The organism is Paraburkholderia denitrificans (assembly GCF_042655705.1).
GTDB lineage: Bacteria > Pseudomonadota > Gammaproteobacteria > Burkholderiales > Burkholderiaceae > Paraburkholderia > Paraburkholderia denitrificans.
In genome coordinates this window covers 234462-248981 of sequence record NZ_JBHSMP010000020.1, presented here as the reverse complement: position 1 = coordinate 248981, position 14520 = coordinate 234462, and the positions used below count along the sequence as shown (strand labels likewise).

The following is a 14520-nucleotide window of genomic DNA, read 5'->3' as shown; positions in this document are numbered from 1 at the left end:
ACCGGCCCCTCCCTGACCTCCTGCGTCGGACCGGAGCCCCCTACCGCGCGAGCGGTTTCGTTCAACGATCCGAAGCGGTCTATCGATCGCAGAAAATCGAGTGGCCGGTACGCGAACTCAACTGGACACTGGGCCCAGATCAGAACCGATTTCCCATGCGGAGGTTACGCGAGACACCGTCTGAGCACTAGACGTGCCGCTTCAGCATGGTTACCCGGCAGTTCCCGGTCAGTACCGCTTTTTCGGCGGCAACGACCGTTTGATCTGCTTGCGCACACGCGCCACTGCGGCGGCCTTTTTGCGTTTGCGTTCTGCGGTAGGTTTTTCATAGGCTGTCCGGGCACGAAGCTCCGGAATCAATCCGGTGCGCTCGATCGCGCGACGGAACCGGCGTAATGCAACTTCCACGGGCTCGTCGGGTTTCAGAATTACGGTAGTCAATTTATTTCCTTGGTTGAGATCCGGCAGCAATAGCGAATGGTGATGTGGATGTACACGCGACGGCGGCGCACAGGTAAGGGTCACAGCCGACGGTCGCGTATCGCGCCATCAACGACGGCGAAATGCGGCTCCTGGCATTGCGCCGCTACTCCGTTCATCCTTATGTCGAAAATTGATTCGTCCTTTCGTCAGGTCGTACACCGAGAGCTCCAGCGTTACCCGATCGCCCGCAAGAATGCGGATGTGATTCTTGCGAATGCGACCGGACGCGTACGCCCCTACCACGACGCCATTGTCGAGTGTGACGCGGTAGCGGCTGTCTGGCAGCACTTCGTCAACGATACCGTCGAGTTCCAGCAGTTCTTCTTTGGCCATTCAAAGGTTCCTGATCAATTGGCGGGACATCGGCTCGGATGCCGCATTGAGGAAGAGGCCGCGAGCGTTGATCGACACGCGCTCGCGCGGTAGTCGGAAGCATGAAATTTGCTGTGCAGCCCTCGCGTCCTGTTAGTCATGGGCACCGCCCTGTCCGGGCGGCGAATTAGGGACGCGAGGGATTCGTCAGACGCGGCGGCTCGCACTGCCGGTCCGATGCGAGTCGGGGCGTGCAGTCCAGCGAGCACTGTTATTGCGGGCCTCACTGGACTCTGTGCGAAGAGAACTAGCCGTGCATTGTAACCGAAGGGTGCCATCTGCCTCGCCACCATCGGCGTGGTCAGAAAGAAGAGGGGGGGCAGCCATGCGTACCGAAGAGGCGTAGTTCGGGATTCCGCGTGATGTTTGGGTGCGCTTTGTTTCACCCGCCCTGGTGCCTCAGATTTTTTGGGTGTTTCAAACCGTGGCGTCGTCTTTAACCGCGCGTGTCGACCCAGTTCCGTGCCCAGTGGGTCGAGTGCTGCAACGCCTGCTCTTCATTCTTGAAGTAGTCGAGCGAATAGAACCAGTAGCGGCCTTCGGCTCGCGCGCTATCGATGCGTTCGAGCAGCAGATTGGATGAAAAGCTACCGTCGGGCAAACGATGCGCCGAGGGTTGGACGGCATAGCCGTTGTATTGTTGAGATTGTTTGCTCTGCATTTTAATTTTAATGATATTTAGGTGCGCACGTGCCGTGCGAAGCGTACACGGGCGAGCCGATTCAAAGCTATTCGAGCTGAATTCTGAAGCAGTCGAAAAGCGAAAAATGGCGTTGAAGCCTGAGGGAAGAATGAGGTGCAACGAGGCGTATGGCGCTTGGCAAGCTGCTCAATAAACAGAGCCAAGCAGGAGCGATCGCGTCGACTGAGGGAGACAAAGCTCCGCGAGGGTGTCGCTGCAACCCGGCATCCGTCGAGGGAAGCCGGGCTCTTCAACTTTACAACGGCTTAATGTTAGCCGCTTGCAGCCCCTTCAGGCCTTGCTTCGTTTCGAAGCTCACTTTCTGATTTTCAGCCAGCGTCTTGAAGCCGTCGCTCCTGATTTCGGAGAAGTGAGCGAACAGGTCGTCGCCGCCCTTGTCCGGGGTGATGAAGCCAAAGCCTTTGCTGTCGTTGAACCACTTAACGGTGCCGGTATCCATGAAGAACCCTTGAGAAAAAAATACGAAGATTTGCTCTATTAAAAGAGTGTGTGAAGCTTCAAGGAGGGAGAGGACAACGAATACCGCTGAGGAGCGAGCAATTGATGAACAGCAATCGAACTTCTTGAACTTCGAACGGCACAGTACCGGCCGGGCGGACCGGCGTCAATACTTATCTTGTAACTGTTTCACCAGGCGGCCGGCCCTGCAGACGAAGCGGTGTAGCGCCGCATGGCGGCGCCGCACCTACTGCGACGGGATCGAACAGACGGAGCTGCGCACCGCCCCCCTAAATTTGTATCAGATCGGCGGATTGATGCCCGCGACGGCGTCGTCGCCTGCCGACGGCTCGAAGCCGGCGGTGTTGAATGGTTCGAAGCCAGAGATTGAACGATCGGTGTCTTGCCGCTGCCGTTCTTTGCGAAGATGAGTGGGGTTCGCTGGCCAGATTCGAGCAGCGGACTTTTGCGGCCATTCTGTCCGAGTGGCTAAACCATGTGTGACCGCAATCTCGATATACTTCTCCCCTCATTCGAGCTTTGTCTCTTATGTATGCTTCCGCTGCACTTTGGGAGCAGATCCACGTTACCGTGTTTTGGAGTGGTCCACGCCGCTCCGCATAGCTATCCGCCTGCCCATTCCTCGCATCCCGTAGCGACAAATCGTCGCAGTGCCATCCTTTTAACCGCCCGCCAAGAAATAAAAATGAAAGCCGAAAACTTCATCCCCGGCAAAGATGCCTCTCTTGAATCGACCATTGAAACCATGCAGAAGATGCTGGCGGTACGCGGTTTCCGGCTCAATGAATCCTCGTTGCAGAATGAAGTCGAGGGGATCTGGTCGACCCATATGAAGGACAACGATTGCCCGATGCTGTTTTCCAATGGAAAGGGCACAACCGAACTTGCGGCCCGGGCCAGCGCCTATGGTGAGTTTTTCGAACGCTTGAGCACACATTATTTTTGGACGCACTTTTATCTGGGAGAGACTCGCGCCAAACGTCCGTTCGTGCACTATCAGCAAGAGCGCTGGTTTGCGCCGACGGCAGACGGCAGTTGGCCGGCTGAAATCCTTAACCCGGAACTGCACGCCTTTTATAACCCCGAAGGCGAAATCGACAGCACCGTGCTGGTTGACCTCAATTCGGGCAATGTCGAGCGCGGAATCTGCACTTTGCCCTATACCCGTCTGCGTGACGGCGCACAGACCTTCATTCCGGTCAATATCATCGGCAACCTTTACGTCAGCAACGGCATGGCGGCCGGCAATACGATGATGGAAGCACGCACCCAGGCCTTGTCCGAAATCTTCGAGCGGCACATCAAGTATCGCGTGATCAGTGAAGGACTTTGTCTGCCCGAAGTGCCGGATGAAGTGATCGCGCGCTACCCGAACATCCGCAACGGCATCGCCGGGCTGCGCAAGGCAGGCTTCGGTATCCTGGTGAAAGACGCGTCGCTCGGCGGACGCTATCCCGTCATGAATGTGACCCTCGTACATCCTGAAGACCAGGGCGTATTCGCGAGTTTTGGCGCACATCCGCGTTTCGAGATTGCGCTGGAACGGGCGATGACCGAATTGCTGCAGGGGCGTGCACTCGACTCACTGGAAGGCTTTGCGGAACCAAGCTTCGATATGAGTGAAGTCAACGCGGTCGGTAACCTGGAAATCCATTTTGTCGATTCCAGCGGTGTGGTCAGCTGGGACTTCATGGGGGATATTCCGGATTTCCCATTCACGGACTGGAACTTCAGCAGCACCACGGAGGAAGACTACCGCTGGCTAGTCGATTGCGTTCATCGCGAAGGCAAGGATATTTACGTATCTGACTTCACCGAACACGGCGCCTATACCTGCCGCATCCTCGTGCCTGGCATGTCCGAGATCTACCCGGTGGAAGACCTGGAGTGGGAGAACAACAGCATCGGCAATGAATTGCGTCCTAAACTGGTGCGCCTGTCGGAGTTGAACCAGGAAGCGTGCGCGACCTTGCTGGCCGACCTGCAGACAATGAACCTGCACGATGAACGCCCGGTGTGGGAAATCCTCGGTCTCGCCATTCCAGTCGGTACGCCGTGGAAGCAACTTCGGATCGGTGAGCTGAAAACGCTGCTGGCGCTGGCCGTCGGCGATAAGGATGCGATCCTTGAAGGTTGCCACTGGATTCACTACTTCAAGGACCTGCCCCCGTCGCGCCGCATGGTGTATCGCTGCATCGAAAGCATGCTTAATCTCGAGGACGTGGAGACCTATCGTCGCTCGCTGGTGCTGTTGTTTGGCGCCGAAACCGTCCGCCAGGCCGAGGCACTACTCGATCGCAGTGAGCGCTTCTTCGGATTGGACGAATTGGGCGCGGACATGCAAGGCAGCGCGATGCACCAGACGTTGCTGGCGGCATACGACAAGCTGTTTGCCTGAGTTACCTGAAGCTGTGTCTGGCCGTTCGTAGACACCGTCCCGGGGCCACGGGACGGGGAAAACAGCAGGAGTTCGAATTGGCCACAGCAGGGGTGGGTTCTGACGCGGTTCGTGTTGGGGACACCTACTGTCGCAAACGACTGACTCATGTCGGTCTTCGAGCGGACGATCGCCACTCTTCTCTGAGTGGCCGTTCCTGGCCGACTGTGGAAGTTTCTCGTCGGAGCGAGCGCGTTAAAATACTTCGAACGAACACCAGTCGGGTGCAAATCTTTCAAAAATAAAAAATCGCTTACGTATGCGAGACCACGGCTTTCCAGTGACCTCATGCACTCGCCAGCTGCCTCGCCGCCGAATAATGTCCCCAACGATATCAGACTGTCGGATTCGTCAAAGTACGTCTGCAAATCGAATTCGGCCATGACCGTTGATAGGTCGACGTTCTTGGCCACGAGGGTTACGCACGAGCAAGTGTAGAAGCTCTGAACATATCGTCGGTCTCAACGACGGCACCTGCAGTCGTCGCGAGACTCAGCGCCTCATCGAGGTCATCTCGCCTGATGGCGAAAGCAATGTACCCATCCGATCCTGTGTCTAGGTGCAGTAGTGTGTAGCCCTTTTGAGCCAACCATGCGCCGAAGGAGAGCAAAGCATCAGGGACTGTCAGGTCGCCACCAGGGCAAGTCCATCGATCCGCAATGCCAAGCGTATGTAGCAACCGATTCGCCTGCCACTCGATCTCGTCGGATGCGCGCCAGTCAACTGATATGCATAGACACCAGTCGGAGGGGGCGATGGTTTCTGTTCCGCCGATGTGACGCATGGCGATATTGTCTAAAGCCACAGGCGAATCTGCCGATATTCAATACATAAAAGACAACGAGGAGGGGTACCGTGAGGCAGGGCGACTGGACGTGGGATGCGGTAACTCGTGTTTGGTGGGCTTTTACTTGGCGAGCGGTGCTCGTTGGCTTTTCTCTAGCATTCATTGTCGGCTTTTTCGTCGGCGTCGTCGAAGGCGCGCTGGGTGTTGGACGTCACCCAGTGTTCAGCATGGTAGTGGGATTGGCATGCTCGATCCCCGCGAGTGTGTGGGCGATGCGTTCCGCTCTTAAGCGAACTTATTCAGGCTTCCGGATCACATTCGCGACCGCCAATTAGACTCATGAACACTCGTAGCGGCTCACCGCTATCGCCGTAAATGTGGCAAACCCGTCTTCAGTGCGGTCGGGCTATTCTGGTCAACGCTCGTAGCTCAGTCGGCAAGGCGGAACCGCCGTTTGGGCGTCTATGCGCGTACGCCGGCGGGTGCCGTGGAACAAAGGAAAACTGACTGGGCAGAAGCCACCGCTGAAGCTCCACGAAATTTGGGCGATCCGTGTGCGCCCGCAGCTTTCGTCCGGCGTGCGGGATCTAGCCATGTTTAATCTCGCCATCGACAGCAATGTCTCTTCCGGGCCGGTTTCACTCGGCCCCCTTGTGCAGTAGTCAGCCATGAGCCGATACCGGCTCGCGCGCAGCCAGCACAATGTGGACGACAGCAAATTGAAGCATTGCAGTCACTGACGGCTACCGTGAGGAAGCCGGTGAAACGTATCGAAGCGCATCAACGATCAACGCGAATGCCGGCGATGTTTGCCGTCTGCTCGCGTAGTAGAGGTGATAGCCGGGCACAGTCGGACACCATTCTTCGAGTACGCTCGACAGCCGACCCTCGGCCAGATGTGGCGTAGCCAGATCGTATGGCACGTAGGCCAGCCCAAATCCTTCTATCGCGGCATCGAGCATCTGAGACGTGGTATTGAAGATGAATTGACCATGCACGTTGACATGCAATGCCTCGCGCTTCCTGGCGAACTCCCACGCGTATAACCCGCCATGCGTCGGGAGGCGCAGGTTGATGCAGTTGTGCGCTGCCAGATCGTGCGGCGAGACAGGGCGCCCATTCGACCTTAAATATTCCGGCGAGCCGACAACGGCCATTTTGAAGTCTGGGCTAATACGTACGGCGATCATGTCCTGCGCGATCAAGTCTCCATTTCGGACACCGGCGTCGAACCGCTCCGCGACAATATCCACCATGCCGTAGTTGATGTTGATTTCGACCGAGACGTCGGGATAACTGCGCAGTACATCTTTCAGCTTCGGCCAGAGAACGGTGTCCGACGCGTGGTCATGCGCTGAAATCCGGATCAAACCTGCGGGCTTTTCCCGCAATGCACTCAGCGACTCCAGCTCCGCAGAGATTCCGTCGTAGTACGGGCCGACGTTAGACAACAAGCGTTCCCCGGCCTCAGTCGGCGAAACACCACGCGTGGTCCGGGTCAGCAACCGTAAGCCAATTCTCTCCTCCAGCCCACGCATCGAATGGCTCAGCGCGGATTGCGACACACCCAGCTGCGCCGCCGCGCGGGTGAAGCTGCGCTCACGCGCAACGACAAAAAATGCCCGCAAAACGTTCAGGTCGAGATTTTTCATTATGAATCTGGCTCATATCTGATTGCGAAGTCTAGCAGCTACTGGATGCACTGATCGAGACGTACAGTTCATCCATCAGCGAGGCGGCACACCCTGCTGCCAGAGACAAACATCCAGACAGGAGTCGGGTAATGGAAATCGAAATCAAACGTTGCGGGAGCGTTCCCGCTTTCAAGGGACCTGCGGATTGGTTTACGGGCAGCGTTCGCGTGGACGCACTGTTTCAGCCAAATGGCGCGGCGCGGGCCGCTGGCGGTAGCGTGACCTTCGAGCCGGGGGCGCGCACCGCCTGGCATGAACACCCGCTCGGTCAGACACTGATCGTGACGTCCGGCTGTGGCTTCGTGCAACGTTGGGAGGGCCCGCTCGAAACGATTCGACCGGGTGACGTCGTCTGGATTCCGGCAGGCGTCAAGCATTGGCATGGCGCATCCGCCGATACGGCGATGACGCATATCGCCATCCAGGAAGTGCTCGACGGCAAAGCCGTCGACTGGCTCGAACACGTGAGCGACGAGCAGTATCCGGGCTCGACCGCCGCGTGCTAACCGGAGATCGCCATGCCGCACGTCATCGTGAAAATGTGGCCGGGTAAGTCAGAGCAGCAAAAACAACAACTGTCCGACGAGATATCCAGGGCCGTGACCCGCACCCTTGGATACGGAAAGGCATCCATCTCCGTCGGCATCGAGGTCGTGCAGCCATCCGCCTGGATCCGGGACGTCTATGACCCGGATATCCGCGACAAATGGGACGAACTGTATCAAAAGCCGGGTTATGACCCATCGGATCTGTAGATGAATGGTGCCCCCTGTCCGCGGGACAGGCGCGCGATGCTTACTTTAGAAATGGGACTGAACAAAATGGAAAACATCAAAGACAAGGTGGTCGTGATCACCGGGGCCAGCAGCGGTCTTGGCGAGGCGGCAGCCAGGCAGCTGGCGGCACTGGGCGCCAAACTCGTTTTGGGCGCGAGACGCATGGACAGGCTCGAACAACTCGCGCGTGAAATTGGAGCCAGCAATGCGAGCATCGTCGAGACCGATGTCACTTGCCGCGATGACGTCAAGCGTCTTGTCGATCATGCCGTGCAATTGCACGGCCGCGTTGACGTTCTGATCAACAACGCCGGACTCATGCCAAGCTCCATGCTGGAAAAACTTCACGTCGAGGAGTGGGACCGTATGATCGATGTGAACATCAAGGGCGTGCTTTACGGTATTGCAGCCGCTCTGCCACACATGATCCGGCAAAAGAGCGGGCAGATCATCAACGTGTCGTCGGTTGCCGGTCACAAGGTAGGTCCGGGTGGTACCGTCTACGCGGCGACGAAGCACGCTGTCCGGGCAATTTCAGAAGGGTTGCGCCAGGAAGTGAAGGCCCACAACATCCGCACAACCATCATCTCCCCCGGCGCCGTCGCCACCGAGCTTACGCAAACGATCACGGACCCGGACGTCGCGGCAGGTATGAGTTCTGTGTACAAGCAGGCAATTCCGCCCGATTCGTTCGCAAGCGTAGTGATCTTCGCTATGAGCCAGCCTGAGTATGTTGACGTTAACGAAATTCTTTTCCGACCTACCAGCCAGATGTACTGACCTTTTCATCCGTATGCCAGAGCATGCGTCAATGACCTGACGACGCGTGCCCGAGCGTCATGTCCCGCAGCAAGGTTGCGAGCGACCGCTTTCCTTCGGACAGCGGTCGTCACTGCTCAACTTGCGTGGGGTCCGGTTTGGGGCGCTTACAGAAATCGAGCACCCAAAAGGCGCCACACCGCACATAACCAGAACCAGAAGAATCCGAAAAGGAGCGCCGCAATACAACCAGCGGCGCCCTAACGTAAATCACTGCCCTGAATTCCCGACGGTGACCCAGGTGTGATACTGCGCGGACCAGAAACGCCGCGGCGGCGCCGAAGCCGGACGCGGCGGCGCTTCCGCATAGGCAGTCTGCACCTCTGGCTGCTCAGCCGCGGACGCATCCGTCTGCGTGTCCTCGCCCCGCGCCATCTCCCGAGCGTAAGCGCGTGCGTCGGCCTCGAACTGCTGGGGCGTGACGGCCTGAGCCTCCTGATCCCCATCGTCGGGGACCTGATCTTCGCGCGCCGTCACCGGGGTCGCGCGCGCGGATTGCGGTGCCGGATTTACCGTGGCATGAGCCTGTGTGGTTGCCGAACAGAACTCCGCGACCAACTGGTCTGTCGATGGCGCCCGCGCGGACGCTGCCGTGGATCTCGGTGCTTGCGCAACCTTCGCAGCATGGCGCGCAGGCGCCGTTTGTGCAGGTTGCGGGTCATCCGGCAACGGGGCGCTCGAGACCGGCATCTGCTGTACCGTTTCGACGTCCCCCGCATCGCTGTAAGTTTCTTTCAGGTCGACGATTTTGTGCGCGGGCCGCGCGCCCGCCGCCGCCTGTGTTGCGCCGCCGGACGGGCTGGCCGCGATGTCGGCATGTGCGGCCTTGTAACCGGCAGCATAGGCCTCCTTGACCGCCCTCAACTCCGCCGGCGTCATGGTGGCGGGACTCGTGTCGGCGATAGCGGGTAAGGATAACGAACCACATACTGCCACCAGTATCGCAGCCGCGAGAGGCCGTAAGTACAGGTTCATTGTGTTGCGCGGGCACCCGACCGGCCGGCCGGGGAGGGATAGCACGCCAGCGTACGCCAGCCAGGCCCGCATCTCCTTGGACGAAGCTATCCTTGCTCGGGAGGGGAGCCCGGATCGATGCCGACCCGCCCAGGCTCGCTCACAACGTCATCACCATCATCGCTAGCGCCACCGGCGATAACCGCCGCCGTACCACCAGGGTGTGCCGTAATACCCCTGCACCACGGGGTACGCCGTCGCCACCGTGACACCCGGCGGCGCATAGACGGGCTGCTGATACGCGGGCTGCTGATACACGGGCACGTACTGCACCGGCTGAACAGGCGGCGGTGGCGGCGCATACACGGGTACGTACTGAACCGGCTGGACTGGCGGGGGCGGTACCGGCGCGTACATCGGCGGCGCGTACGGTCCAGGCGGCGGGACGTCCGCATACGATGGCGGCGGTGGCGGCAAGTACCGCCGCACTGCCGGCCGGGGTGCGTTCACCGGCCGGGGCGCCGCGCGGGCTGCGGCCACCTCTTCATCGCGATGCTTCCGGATGAGTCCTTTCAGAATCCTGTCGTCCGTGTTGCCGCGGTGAATCCAGCCGTTGCGATAGGCCCTCGCGATTTCGCTCATCTTCGCGTTCGGATCCTCTTTCGCGCCGTCGGCATTGACGAGGTAATCCTCGGGCTGGAGGCTGCGCTGCACGGGCGCGCCGTTGTCGTATGCCTCGGGCGGTCCGTCGGCATGCGCTGCGGGTCCGTAGATCAGCGTGGCGAAGGCCATGCCAGCCAGACTCCGCGTAATCGGTTTCTGCATGGTTGCCTCCTCGCAGAGTGAGGGCGTGGTTCAACGAGCGACCTGGCCAGCCGATGGCGCGCGAGGGAAACCCGCAATCGATCCCATCGCCACCGTCAACACATGATTTCCCAGCTATGGTCTTGAATGTGTGGTCGACCACACACGCACCCGCAAAAAGATGCGGGTAGGTGAGCCGCGAGCGGACAGGCGTGCGAGGGGCAATAAGGGCACCGTGCTCGCGTGCCCGATCGTCGCGTTCGCACGCGCGAGGAGCATGGCATTTCAATGTCAATGTGCGGGACGGATGCCGTTCGTTGTCGCGCGATAACGAACTGGCCAGATGATGCGCAGCGGCACGGATGATCGGAATGGCGCCCGGCCGTGAGGGGACAGCCTGCGGACGATCGCGATGCGATCGTCCGCAGGTTTTTTAGCGGGATTCCCGCTTCTTTTCGATGATGGCGGCGAAACGCAGTCCGCGGCGCAGCGCGGACTGGGCAAGCCTTCCGCTGGCCGTTTCGTCGAAATCGACGGCGTCGATTGCGTTGCGCACGATCAGTCCCAGCTCCGTGTCGCCCTGCATGACGAGGCGACGGCTGAAGAAGAGCGTGTCCGCATCGATTTCGCGCGCGGCCATCCGGGCGAAGTCGATGCCGCTCGAGGCGATCCGCAGATCCGGCTTCGCTTCCGGCGCACGCGCTTCGAAACGCGTGCTGCCGAGCGTGAAGCCCACGACGAGTCCGATATCGGTGACTTCCATCACGTAGCTGCGGCCTTGCATCAGGGCGCGCGTATCTTCGTCGAGTACGGGCAGCACGAGCTGGTTCATCAGCGCGCAGCATGCGATCGAGGGCGGACGCACCGGCAGGCGGCCAATGCAGGAGCGCAGCCAGGGCGTGGGGAAAGCGGGAAGCAGATTCATCATCGCGAACCTCCGGTAGTTTCGATAGCGGTCTTGCCGTCGGCCGATGCGCCTTCCTGCATGCCCTGCACGCCGGGGCGGCCGAACCAGAAGCCGTCGGTCGCGTCGCCCGCGTGCAGTTCGCTCAGGCTGCCGAATGCTTCTTCCGCGCTGATATCCCCTTGTGCGAGGTTCGCGAACAGATCGGCGATGCGCGGCGTGTGCAGCGATTGAGGACTGATACGGAGCACCGAAACGCCAGCCTCCTTCAGTTGATCGAGCTGGCGGCACAGGTTGACGACCTGTGCGGTCTGGGTCTGGATGCCGTTCAGCAGGATGAAAGGCTTGCCGTCCTGCGTCGTGACGCTAATGCCGCTCGGGTCGTTGATGCAGCGCTGCTCGCAGTTGTCTTTCTGCACGTTGTGATGGCGCGCGGTGAAGCAGCGCGACGACAGCGAAAGCGGTGCATTGCCGAATGCGAACATTTCGATTTCGCACGGCTGGGTGCGTTGCTGATGGATCGTGCGCACGGTCTCGCCGGTGCATTCGATCGACGGAATCCAGCGGCGCGCGCCGAGCCCGACGAGCCAGTCGAGCATCTGCGCGCTGTAGCAGTTCAGGTGCGGGCCGATCACGAAGGGACGCTTGTGCGCGACGAGCGCGAGCGCCGACATGTCGTTCGCTTCGAGCAGGAATTCATCGGTGTCGGCGATCTTGCGCATGCGGCGCAGGTCGGCTTCGGTTTCAGCGAGTGCGAGCGTCGACAGCACGACTTCCTTGCCGTGCGAAGCGAGATCTTGCGCGAGGCCGAGCCAGTCGGACTGGCGCATGCCCAGGCGCCGCGAGCACACCACTTCGCCGAGGTAGACGGTGTCCACGCGCGAGAGCGCGATGGCGTCGTAGAACCGCATGATGTCGCTGCGATCCCAGTAGTACAGGATAGGGCCGAGGGAGATTTTCATTGCGTTCATTTCCAGGGGCGTGAGTACGGGCCGAGGGTATCGGTTTGCCCTTCCGAAAGAGCGCCGAGAGTCTTGAGCGAAGCTTCGTCGACCGTGGCCGTATTGCCGTGTTTTGCGAGTGCGTCGAGTGCCGAGCGCCACACCTGGGTGACGGAGGCGGCGTAGGCCGGGCCGCGCTGCCGTCCTTCGATCTTGATTGCCGCCACGCCCATGCGAGCGAGCGTCGGCAGGATTTCCATCACGTTGAGGCTGGTCGGCTCTTCGAGCGCGTAGTAGCGCTTGCCGTCGACGTCGAAGCGTCCCTTGCAGATGGTCGGGTAGCCAGCGGGCTCGCCGGAGCGGTAGCTGTCGACCAGCACCGTGCCAAGACGCGCGTCGAGCCAGGTGCCGTCCTTCGCCTCACGCTCGTCCCAGTGCACGTGGCGCGCGGGCGAGCAGACGCCGTCGAGGTTCGGTGCTTCGCCGCTCGCGTGCGCGGAAAGGGCGCAACGCCCCTCGACCATCACGCAGAGGCTGCCGAAGCCGAACACCTCGATTTCCACCGTCGTATTGTTGAGCACGTTCTCGATCTGCTCGACCGACAACACGCGCGGCAGCACGGCGCGCTGGATGCCGAATTCGCGCTGCAGGAAGTTGATGCCTTCGTAGCTCGTGACCGAGCCCTGCACCGAGAGGTGCAGGCGCAGGTCCGGATGGACGCGCTTCGCGTAGGCCATCAAGGCCGGGTCGGCCACGATGATGGCGTCGGCGGCGAGTGTCGCCGCCGTGTCGATCGCCTTGGTCCAGCGCACGAGATCGTCGCCGTGGGCATAGGTGTTGATCGCCATCAACACCTTGCGTCCGGCGCGATGGGCATATTGCACCCCGTCGGCGAGCTGGCGCTCGTCGAAGCCCAGGCCCGGAAACGCGCGCGCGTTGGTGTCGTTCTTCAGTCCGAGATACACGCAGTCGGCACCGCCGTCGATCGCTGCGCGCAGTCCGGGCAGGCTGCCTGCCGGGCAAACTAGTTCGGGTATTTTTAGCTTATCCATTGGATCGGGTTTCAGTCGCATTCCGTGAAAGCATGCCGGCGCCGGTGCGAAGCGCGGATCAGGGCCGCCGGACCGTCATGGCCGGCACTTGCTCGCGCAATCGCCTCAGTGTGTCGTCGCCGGGATACGAAGCGGGGATCGGCCGCACCAGCAAGTCTTCCGACGTGCATCCGTTGCTGCGCAATCCGGGTGGATTCGAACGGCACGATGCGGCCATCGTGGTTGCTGGCGTAACTCGGTTGGATGGTCACGGACGTTAACTACATGTCGTGCGGGACGGAATTCCACGGACTATAGGTTGTGCACATCGGCGATAGAAGTGCAGGACGTGAAAGATTTGCCCTGGATCAACGCGTATGCACTGCCAGCCGACATATCGAAAAATTTTCGTGCGATGGCGCTGTATCGCCGTTGACTGTTATCGGCACTCGCGGTAGTGCAGCGTCGAGGCAAACGTCCCGGCGTCGAGCGTCGCGAGCCGGTCGAGCCAGGCAGGCGTAAAGCTGCCGGGCCCGGCCGTTTCGCGGGCGGCCAGTTCACCGGCGACCCCGGCGAGGGCGACCGCGGCGACGGCCGGAATCCAGAGATTGCCCTCGTAGCCACCCGCGCCGATGAATGCGGCGACGAGCGCGGACAGCGCACAACCGGTTCCCGTGACGCGCGGCATCACTTCGTCGCCGTTTGCCAGTTCGATGCTGCGCTTGCCGTCCGTGATGTAGTCGATGGCGCCCGTCACGGCCACCACCGCATGCAGGTCGAGCGCGAGTGCGCGGGCGGCGCCCCGTGCGTCGTCGGTGCTGGCCGTGCTATCGACGCCCCGGCCGCTCGCGGGGCCGCCCGCGAGGCCGATGATCTCCGAAGCGTTGCCCCGAATGACCGCCGGTTGCGCGGCAATCAGCTTGCGCGCGAAATCGGTGCGGAACGTCAGCGCGCCAACTGCCACGGGATCGAGCACCCACGGCACGCCTGCCGCGCGTCCGGCCTCGACGGCCACCTGGATCGCCTCGGCCTGCGCGGCGTCGAGCGTGCCGAGATTGACGGAGAGCGCGTTGGCCAGCGTGACGAATTCCGCGACTTCCTCGCGCGCCACCACCATGGCGGGCGACGCGCCTGCCGCGAGCAGCACGTTGGCGGTCATATTGGTGGTGACGAGGTTCGCGAGACAGTGGACGAGCGGCGCACGGCGGCGGACGTCGTCAACGACTGAGAAAAGTATCGATGGCAGCATGCTGGAGGTAGTTGTTTGTTTGACAAAGACGATCCGCTCTGGTGATTCACGTGCGAACGTAGCGGAGTCGAAATTCCTGTGCAATGCGCATTGGCGGCCTGCCATGC

16 protein-coding genes and 1 pseudogene are annotated in these 14520 nt (G+C 60.7%); 5 read left to right on the top strand and 12 right to left on the bottom strand.

From position 1 onward, the window contains the following. Positions 1 to 228 precede the first annotated feature (228 nt). From rpsU to ACFPTO_RS18030, 4 genes are all read right to left on the bottom strand, one after another. On the bottom strand, positions 229 to 441 hold the full coding sequence (gene rpsU, locus ACFPTO_RS18045) for a 30S ribosomal protein S21 (RefSeq protein WP_124613076.1): 213 nt from the start codon (positions 439 to 441) through the stop codon (positions 229 to 231). 108 nt (positions 442 to 549) lie between these two features. Then, positions 550 to 816 (bottom strand): translation initiation factor IF-1, encoded by a 267-nt coding sequence (gene infA / locus ACFPTO_RS18040; RefSeq protein ID WP_377713329.1) that lies wholly within the window; start codon positions 814 to 816, stop codon positions 550 to 552. Positions 817 to 1291: 475 nt separating this feature from the next. Beyond that, the gene (locus ACFPTO_RS18035) at positions 1292 to 1516 is read right to left on the bottom strand and encodes a hypothetical protein (RefSeq protein WP_377713327.1); all 225 of its coding nucleotides are present in this window, start codon (positions 1514 to 1516) and stop codon (positions 1292 to 1294) included. A gap of 277 nt (positions 1517 to 1793) precedes the next feature. Then, a complete protein-coding gene (locus ACFPTO_RS18030; protein ID WP_377713325.1) occupies positions 1794 to 1997 on the bottom strand; it encodes a cold-shock protein in 204 nt (67 codons plus the stop codon). A 705-nt stretch (positions 1998 to 2702) separates the two neighbouring features. Here ACFPTO_RS18030 and ycaO point away from each other — a divergent pair. Then, the gene (gene ycaO / locus ACFPTO_RS18025; RefSeq protein WP_377713323.1) at positions 2703 to 4415 is read left to right on the top strand and encodes a 30S ribosomal protein S12 methylthiotransferase accessory factor YcaO; all 1713 of its coding nucleotides are present in this window, start codon (positions 2703 to 2705) and stop codon (positions 4413 to 4415) included. A 457-nt stretch (positions 4416 to 4872) separates the two neighbouring features. On the opposite strand, the gene ACFPTO_RS18020 is transcribed toward ycaO, so the two are convergent. After that, positions 4873 to 5259, bottom strand: coding sequence for a DUF6630 family protein (locus tag ACFPTO_RS18020; protein WP_377713321.1), 387 nt, complete (start codon positions 5257 to 5259; stop codon positions 4873 to 4875). 446 nt (positions 5260 to 5705) lie between these two features. Here ACFPTO_RS18020 and ACFPTO_RS18015 point away from each other — a divergent pair. Beyond that, a pseudogene (locus ACFPTO_RS18015) lies at positions 5706 to 5864 on the top strand (integrase); the annotation flags it as partial. Between the two features lie 120 nt (positions 5865 to 5984). On the opposite strand, the gene ACFPTO_RS18010 reads toward ACFPTO_RS18015, so the two are convergent. Continuing rightward, positions 5985 to 6893, bottom strand: coding sequence for a LysR family transcriptional regulator (locus ACFPTO_RS18010; protein WP_377713319.1), 909 nt, complete (start codon positions 6891 to 6893; stop codon positions 5985 to 5987). A 137-nt stretch (positions 6894 to 7030) separates the two neighbouring features. Here ACFPTO_RS18010 and ACFPTO_RS18005 point away from each other — a divergent pair, with 137 nt between their 5' ends. The 3 genes from ACFPTO_RS18005 (at position 7031) to ACFPTO_RS17995 (ending at position 8491) form a co-directional block, all read left to right on the top strand. After that, positions 7031 to 7441, top strand: coding sequence for a (R)-mandelonitrile lyase (locus ACFPTO_RS18005; protein WP_296651780.1), 411 nt, complete (start codon positions 7031 to 7033; stop codon positions 7439 to 7441). 12 nt (positions 7442 to 7453) lie between these two features. Continuing rightward, positions 7454 to 7690, top strand: a complete 237-nt coding sequence (locus ACFPTO_RS18000; protein ID WP_377713317.1) for a tautomerase family protein — start codon at positions 7454 to 7456, stop codon at positions 7688 to 7690. 66 nt (positions 7691 to 7756) lie between these two features. Then, the gene (locus ACFPTO_RS17995; protein WP_377713315.1) at positions 7757 to 8491 is read left to right on the top strand and encodes an SDR family oxidoreductase; all 735 of its coding nucleotides are present in this window, start codon (positions 7757 to 7759) and stop codon (positions 8489 to 8491) included. A 249-nt stretch (positions 8492 to 8740) separates the two neighbouring features. Here ACFPTO_RS17995 and ACFPTO_RS17990 read toward each other — a convergent pair whose 3' ends face one another. From ACFPTO_RS17990 to thiM, 6 genes are all read right to left on the bottom strand, one after another. Continuing rightward, entirely contained in the window at positions 8741 to 9409 is a 669-nt protein-coding gene (locus ACFPTO_RS17990) for a hypothetical protein (RefSeq protein WP_377713313.1), read from the bottom strand. A 258-nt stretch (positions 9410 to 9667) separates the two neighbouring features. Further along, the gene (locus tag ACFPTO_RS17985; RefSeq protein WP_377713311.1) at positions 9668 to 10309 is read right to left on the bottom strand and encodes a hypothetical protein; all 642 of its coding nucleotides are present in this window, start codon (positions 10307 to 10309) and stop codon (positions 9668 to 9670) included. Between the two features lie 412 nt (positions 10310 to 10721). Continuing rightward, the gene (gene ubiT / locus ACFPTO_RS17980; protein ID WP_377713309.1) at positions 10722 to 11216 is read right to left on the bottom strand and encodes a ubiquinone anaerobic biosynthesis accessory factor UbiT; all 495 of its coding nucleotides are present in this window, start codon (positions 11214 to 11216) and stop codon (positions 10722 to 10724) included. Next, on the bottom strand, positions 11213 to 12154 hold the full coding sequence (locus ACFPTO_RS17975) for a U32 family peptidase (RefSeq protein WP_296651758.1): 942 nt from the start codon (positions 12152 to 12154) through the stop codon (positions 11213 to 11215). Before ACFPTO_RS17975 ends, ubiT begins: the two co-directional genes overlap by 4 nt. Positions 12155 to 12159: 5 nt before the next feature. Continuing rightward, on the bottom strand, positions 12160 to 13185 hold the full coding sequence (gene ubiU / locus ACFPTO_RS17970) for a ubiquinone anaerobic biosynthesis protein UbiU (RefSeq protein WP_377713307.1): 1026 nt from the start codon (positions 13183 to 13185) through the stop codon (positions 12160 to 12162). A gap of 418 nt (positions 13186 to 13603) precedes the next feature. Beyond that, positions 13604 to 14413, bottom strand: coding sequence for a hydroxyethylthiazole kinase (gene thiM, locus ACFPTO_RS17965; protein WP_377713305.1), 810 nt, complete (start codon positions 14411 to 14413; stop codon positions 13604 to 13606). Between the last annotated feature and the right edge of the window lie 107 nt (positions 14414 to 14520).

Bases quoted from the DNA above. Each gene is read 5' to 3' on its own strand.
- thiM (WP_377713305.1), bottom strand. From the start codon at position 14,413: ATGCTGCCATCGATACTTTTCTCAGTCGTTGACGACGTCCGCCGCCGT.
- ACFPTO_RS17985 (WP_377713311.1), bottom strand. From the start codon at position 10,309: ATGCAGAAACCGATTACGCGGAGTCTGGCTGGCATGGCCTTCGCCACG.
- ACFPTO_RS18030 (WP_377713325.1), bottom strand. From the start codon at position 1,997: ATGGATACCGGCACCGTTAAGTGGTTCAACGACAGCAAAGGCTTTGGC.
- ACFPTO_RS18010 (WP_377713319.1), bottom strand. From the start codon at position 6,893: ATGAAAAATCTCGACCTGAACGTTTTGCGGGCATTTTTTGTCGTTGCG.
- infA (WP_377713329.1), bottom strand. From the start codon at position 816: ATGGCCAAAGAAGAACTGCTGGAACTCGACGGTATCGTTGACGAAGTG.
- ACFPTO_RS18035 (WP_377713327.1), bottom strand. From the start codon at position 1,516: ATGCAGAGCAAACAATCTCAACAATACAACGGCTATGCCGTCCAACCC.
- ACFPTO_RS17975 (WP_296651758.1), bottom strand. From the start codon at position 12,154: ATGAAAATCTCCCTCGGCCCTATCCTGTACTACTGGGATCGCAGCGAC.
- ACFPTO_RS18000 (WP_377713317.1), top strand. From the start codon at position 7,454: ATGCCGCACGTCATCGTGAAAATGTGGCCGGGTAAGTCAGAGCAGCAA.
- ACFPTO_RS17995 (WP_377713315.1), top strand. From the start codon at position 7,757: ATGGAAAACATCAAAGACAAGGTGGTCGTGATCACCGGGGCCAGCAGC.
- ycaO (WP_377713323.1), top strand. From the start codon at position 2,703: ATGAAAGCCGAAAACTTCATCCCCGGCAAAGATGCCTCTCTTGAATCG.
- ubiU (WP_377713307.1), bottom strand. From the start codon at position 13,185: ATGGATAAGCTAAAAATACCCGAACTAGTTTGCCCGGCAGGCAGCCTG.
- ACFPTO_RS17990 (WP_377713313.1), bottom strand. From the start codon at position 9,409: ATGACGCCGGCGGAGTTGAGGGCGGTCAAGGAGGCCTATGCTGCCGGT.
- ubiT (WP_377713309.1), bottom strand. From the start codon at position 11,216: ATGATGAATCTGCTTCCCGCTTTCCCCACGCCCTGGCTGCGCTCCTGC.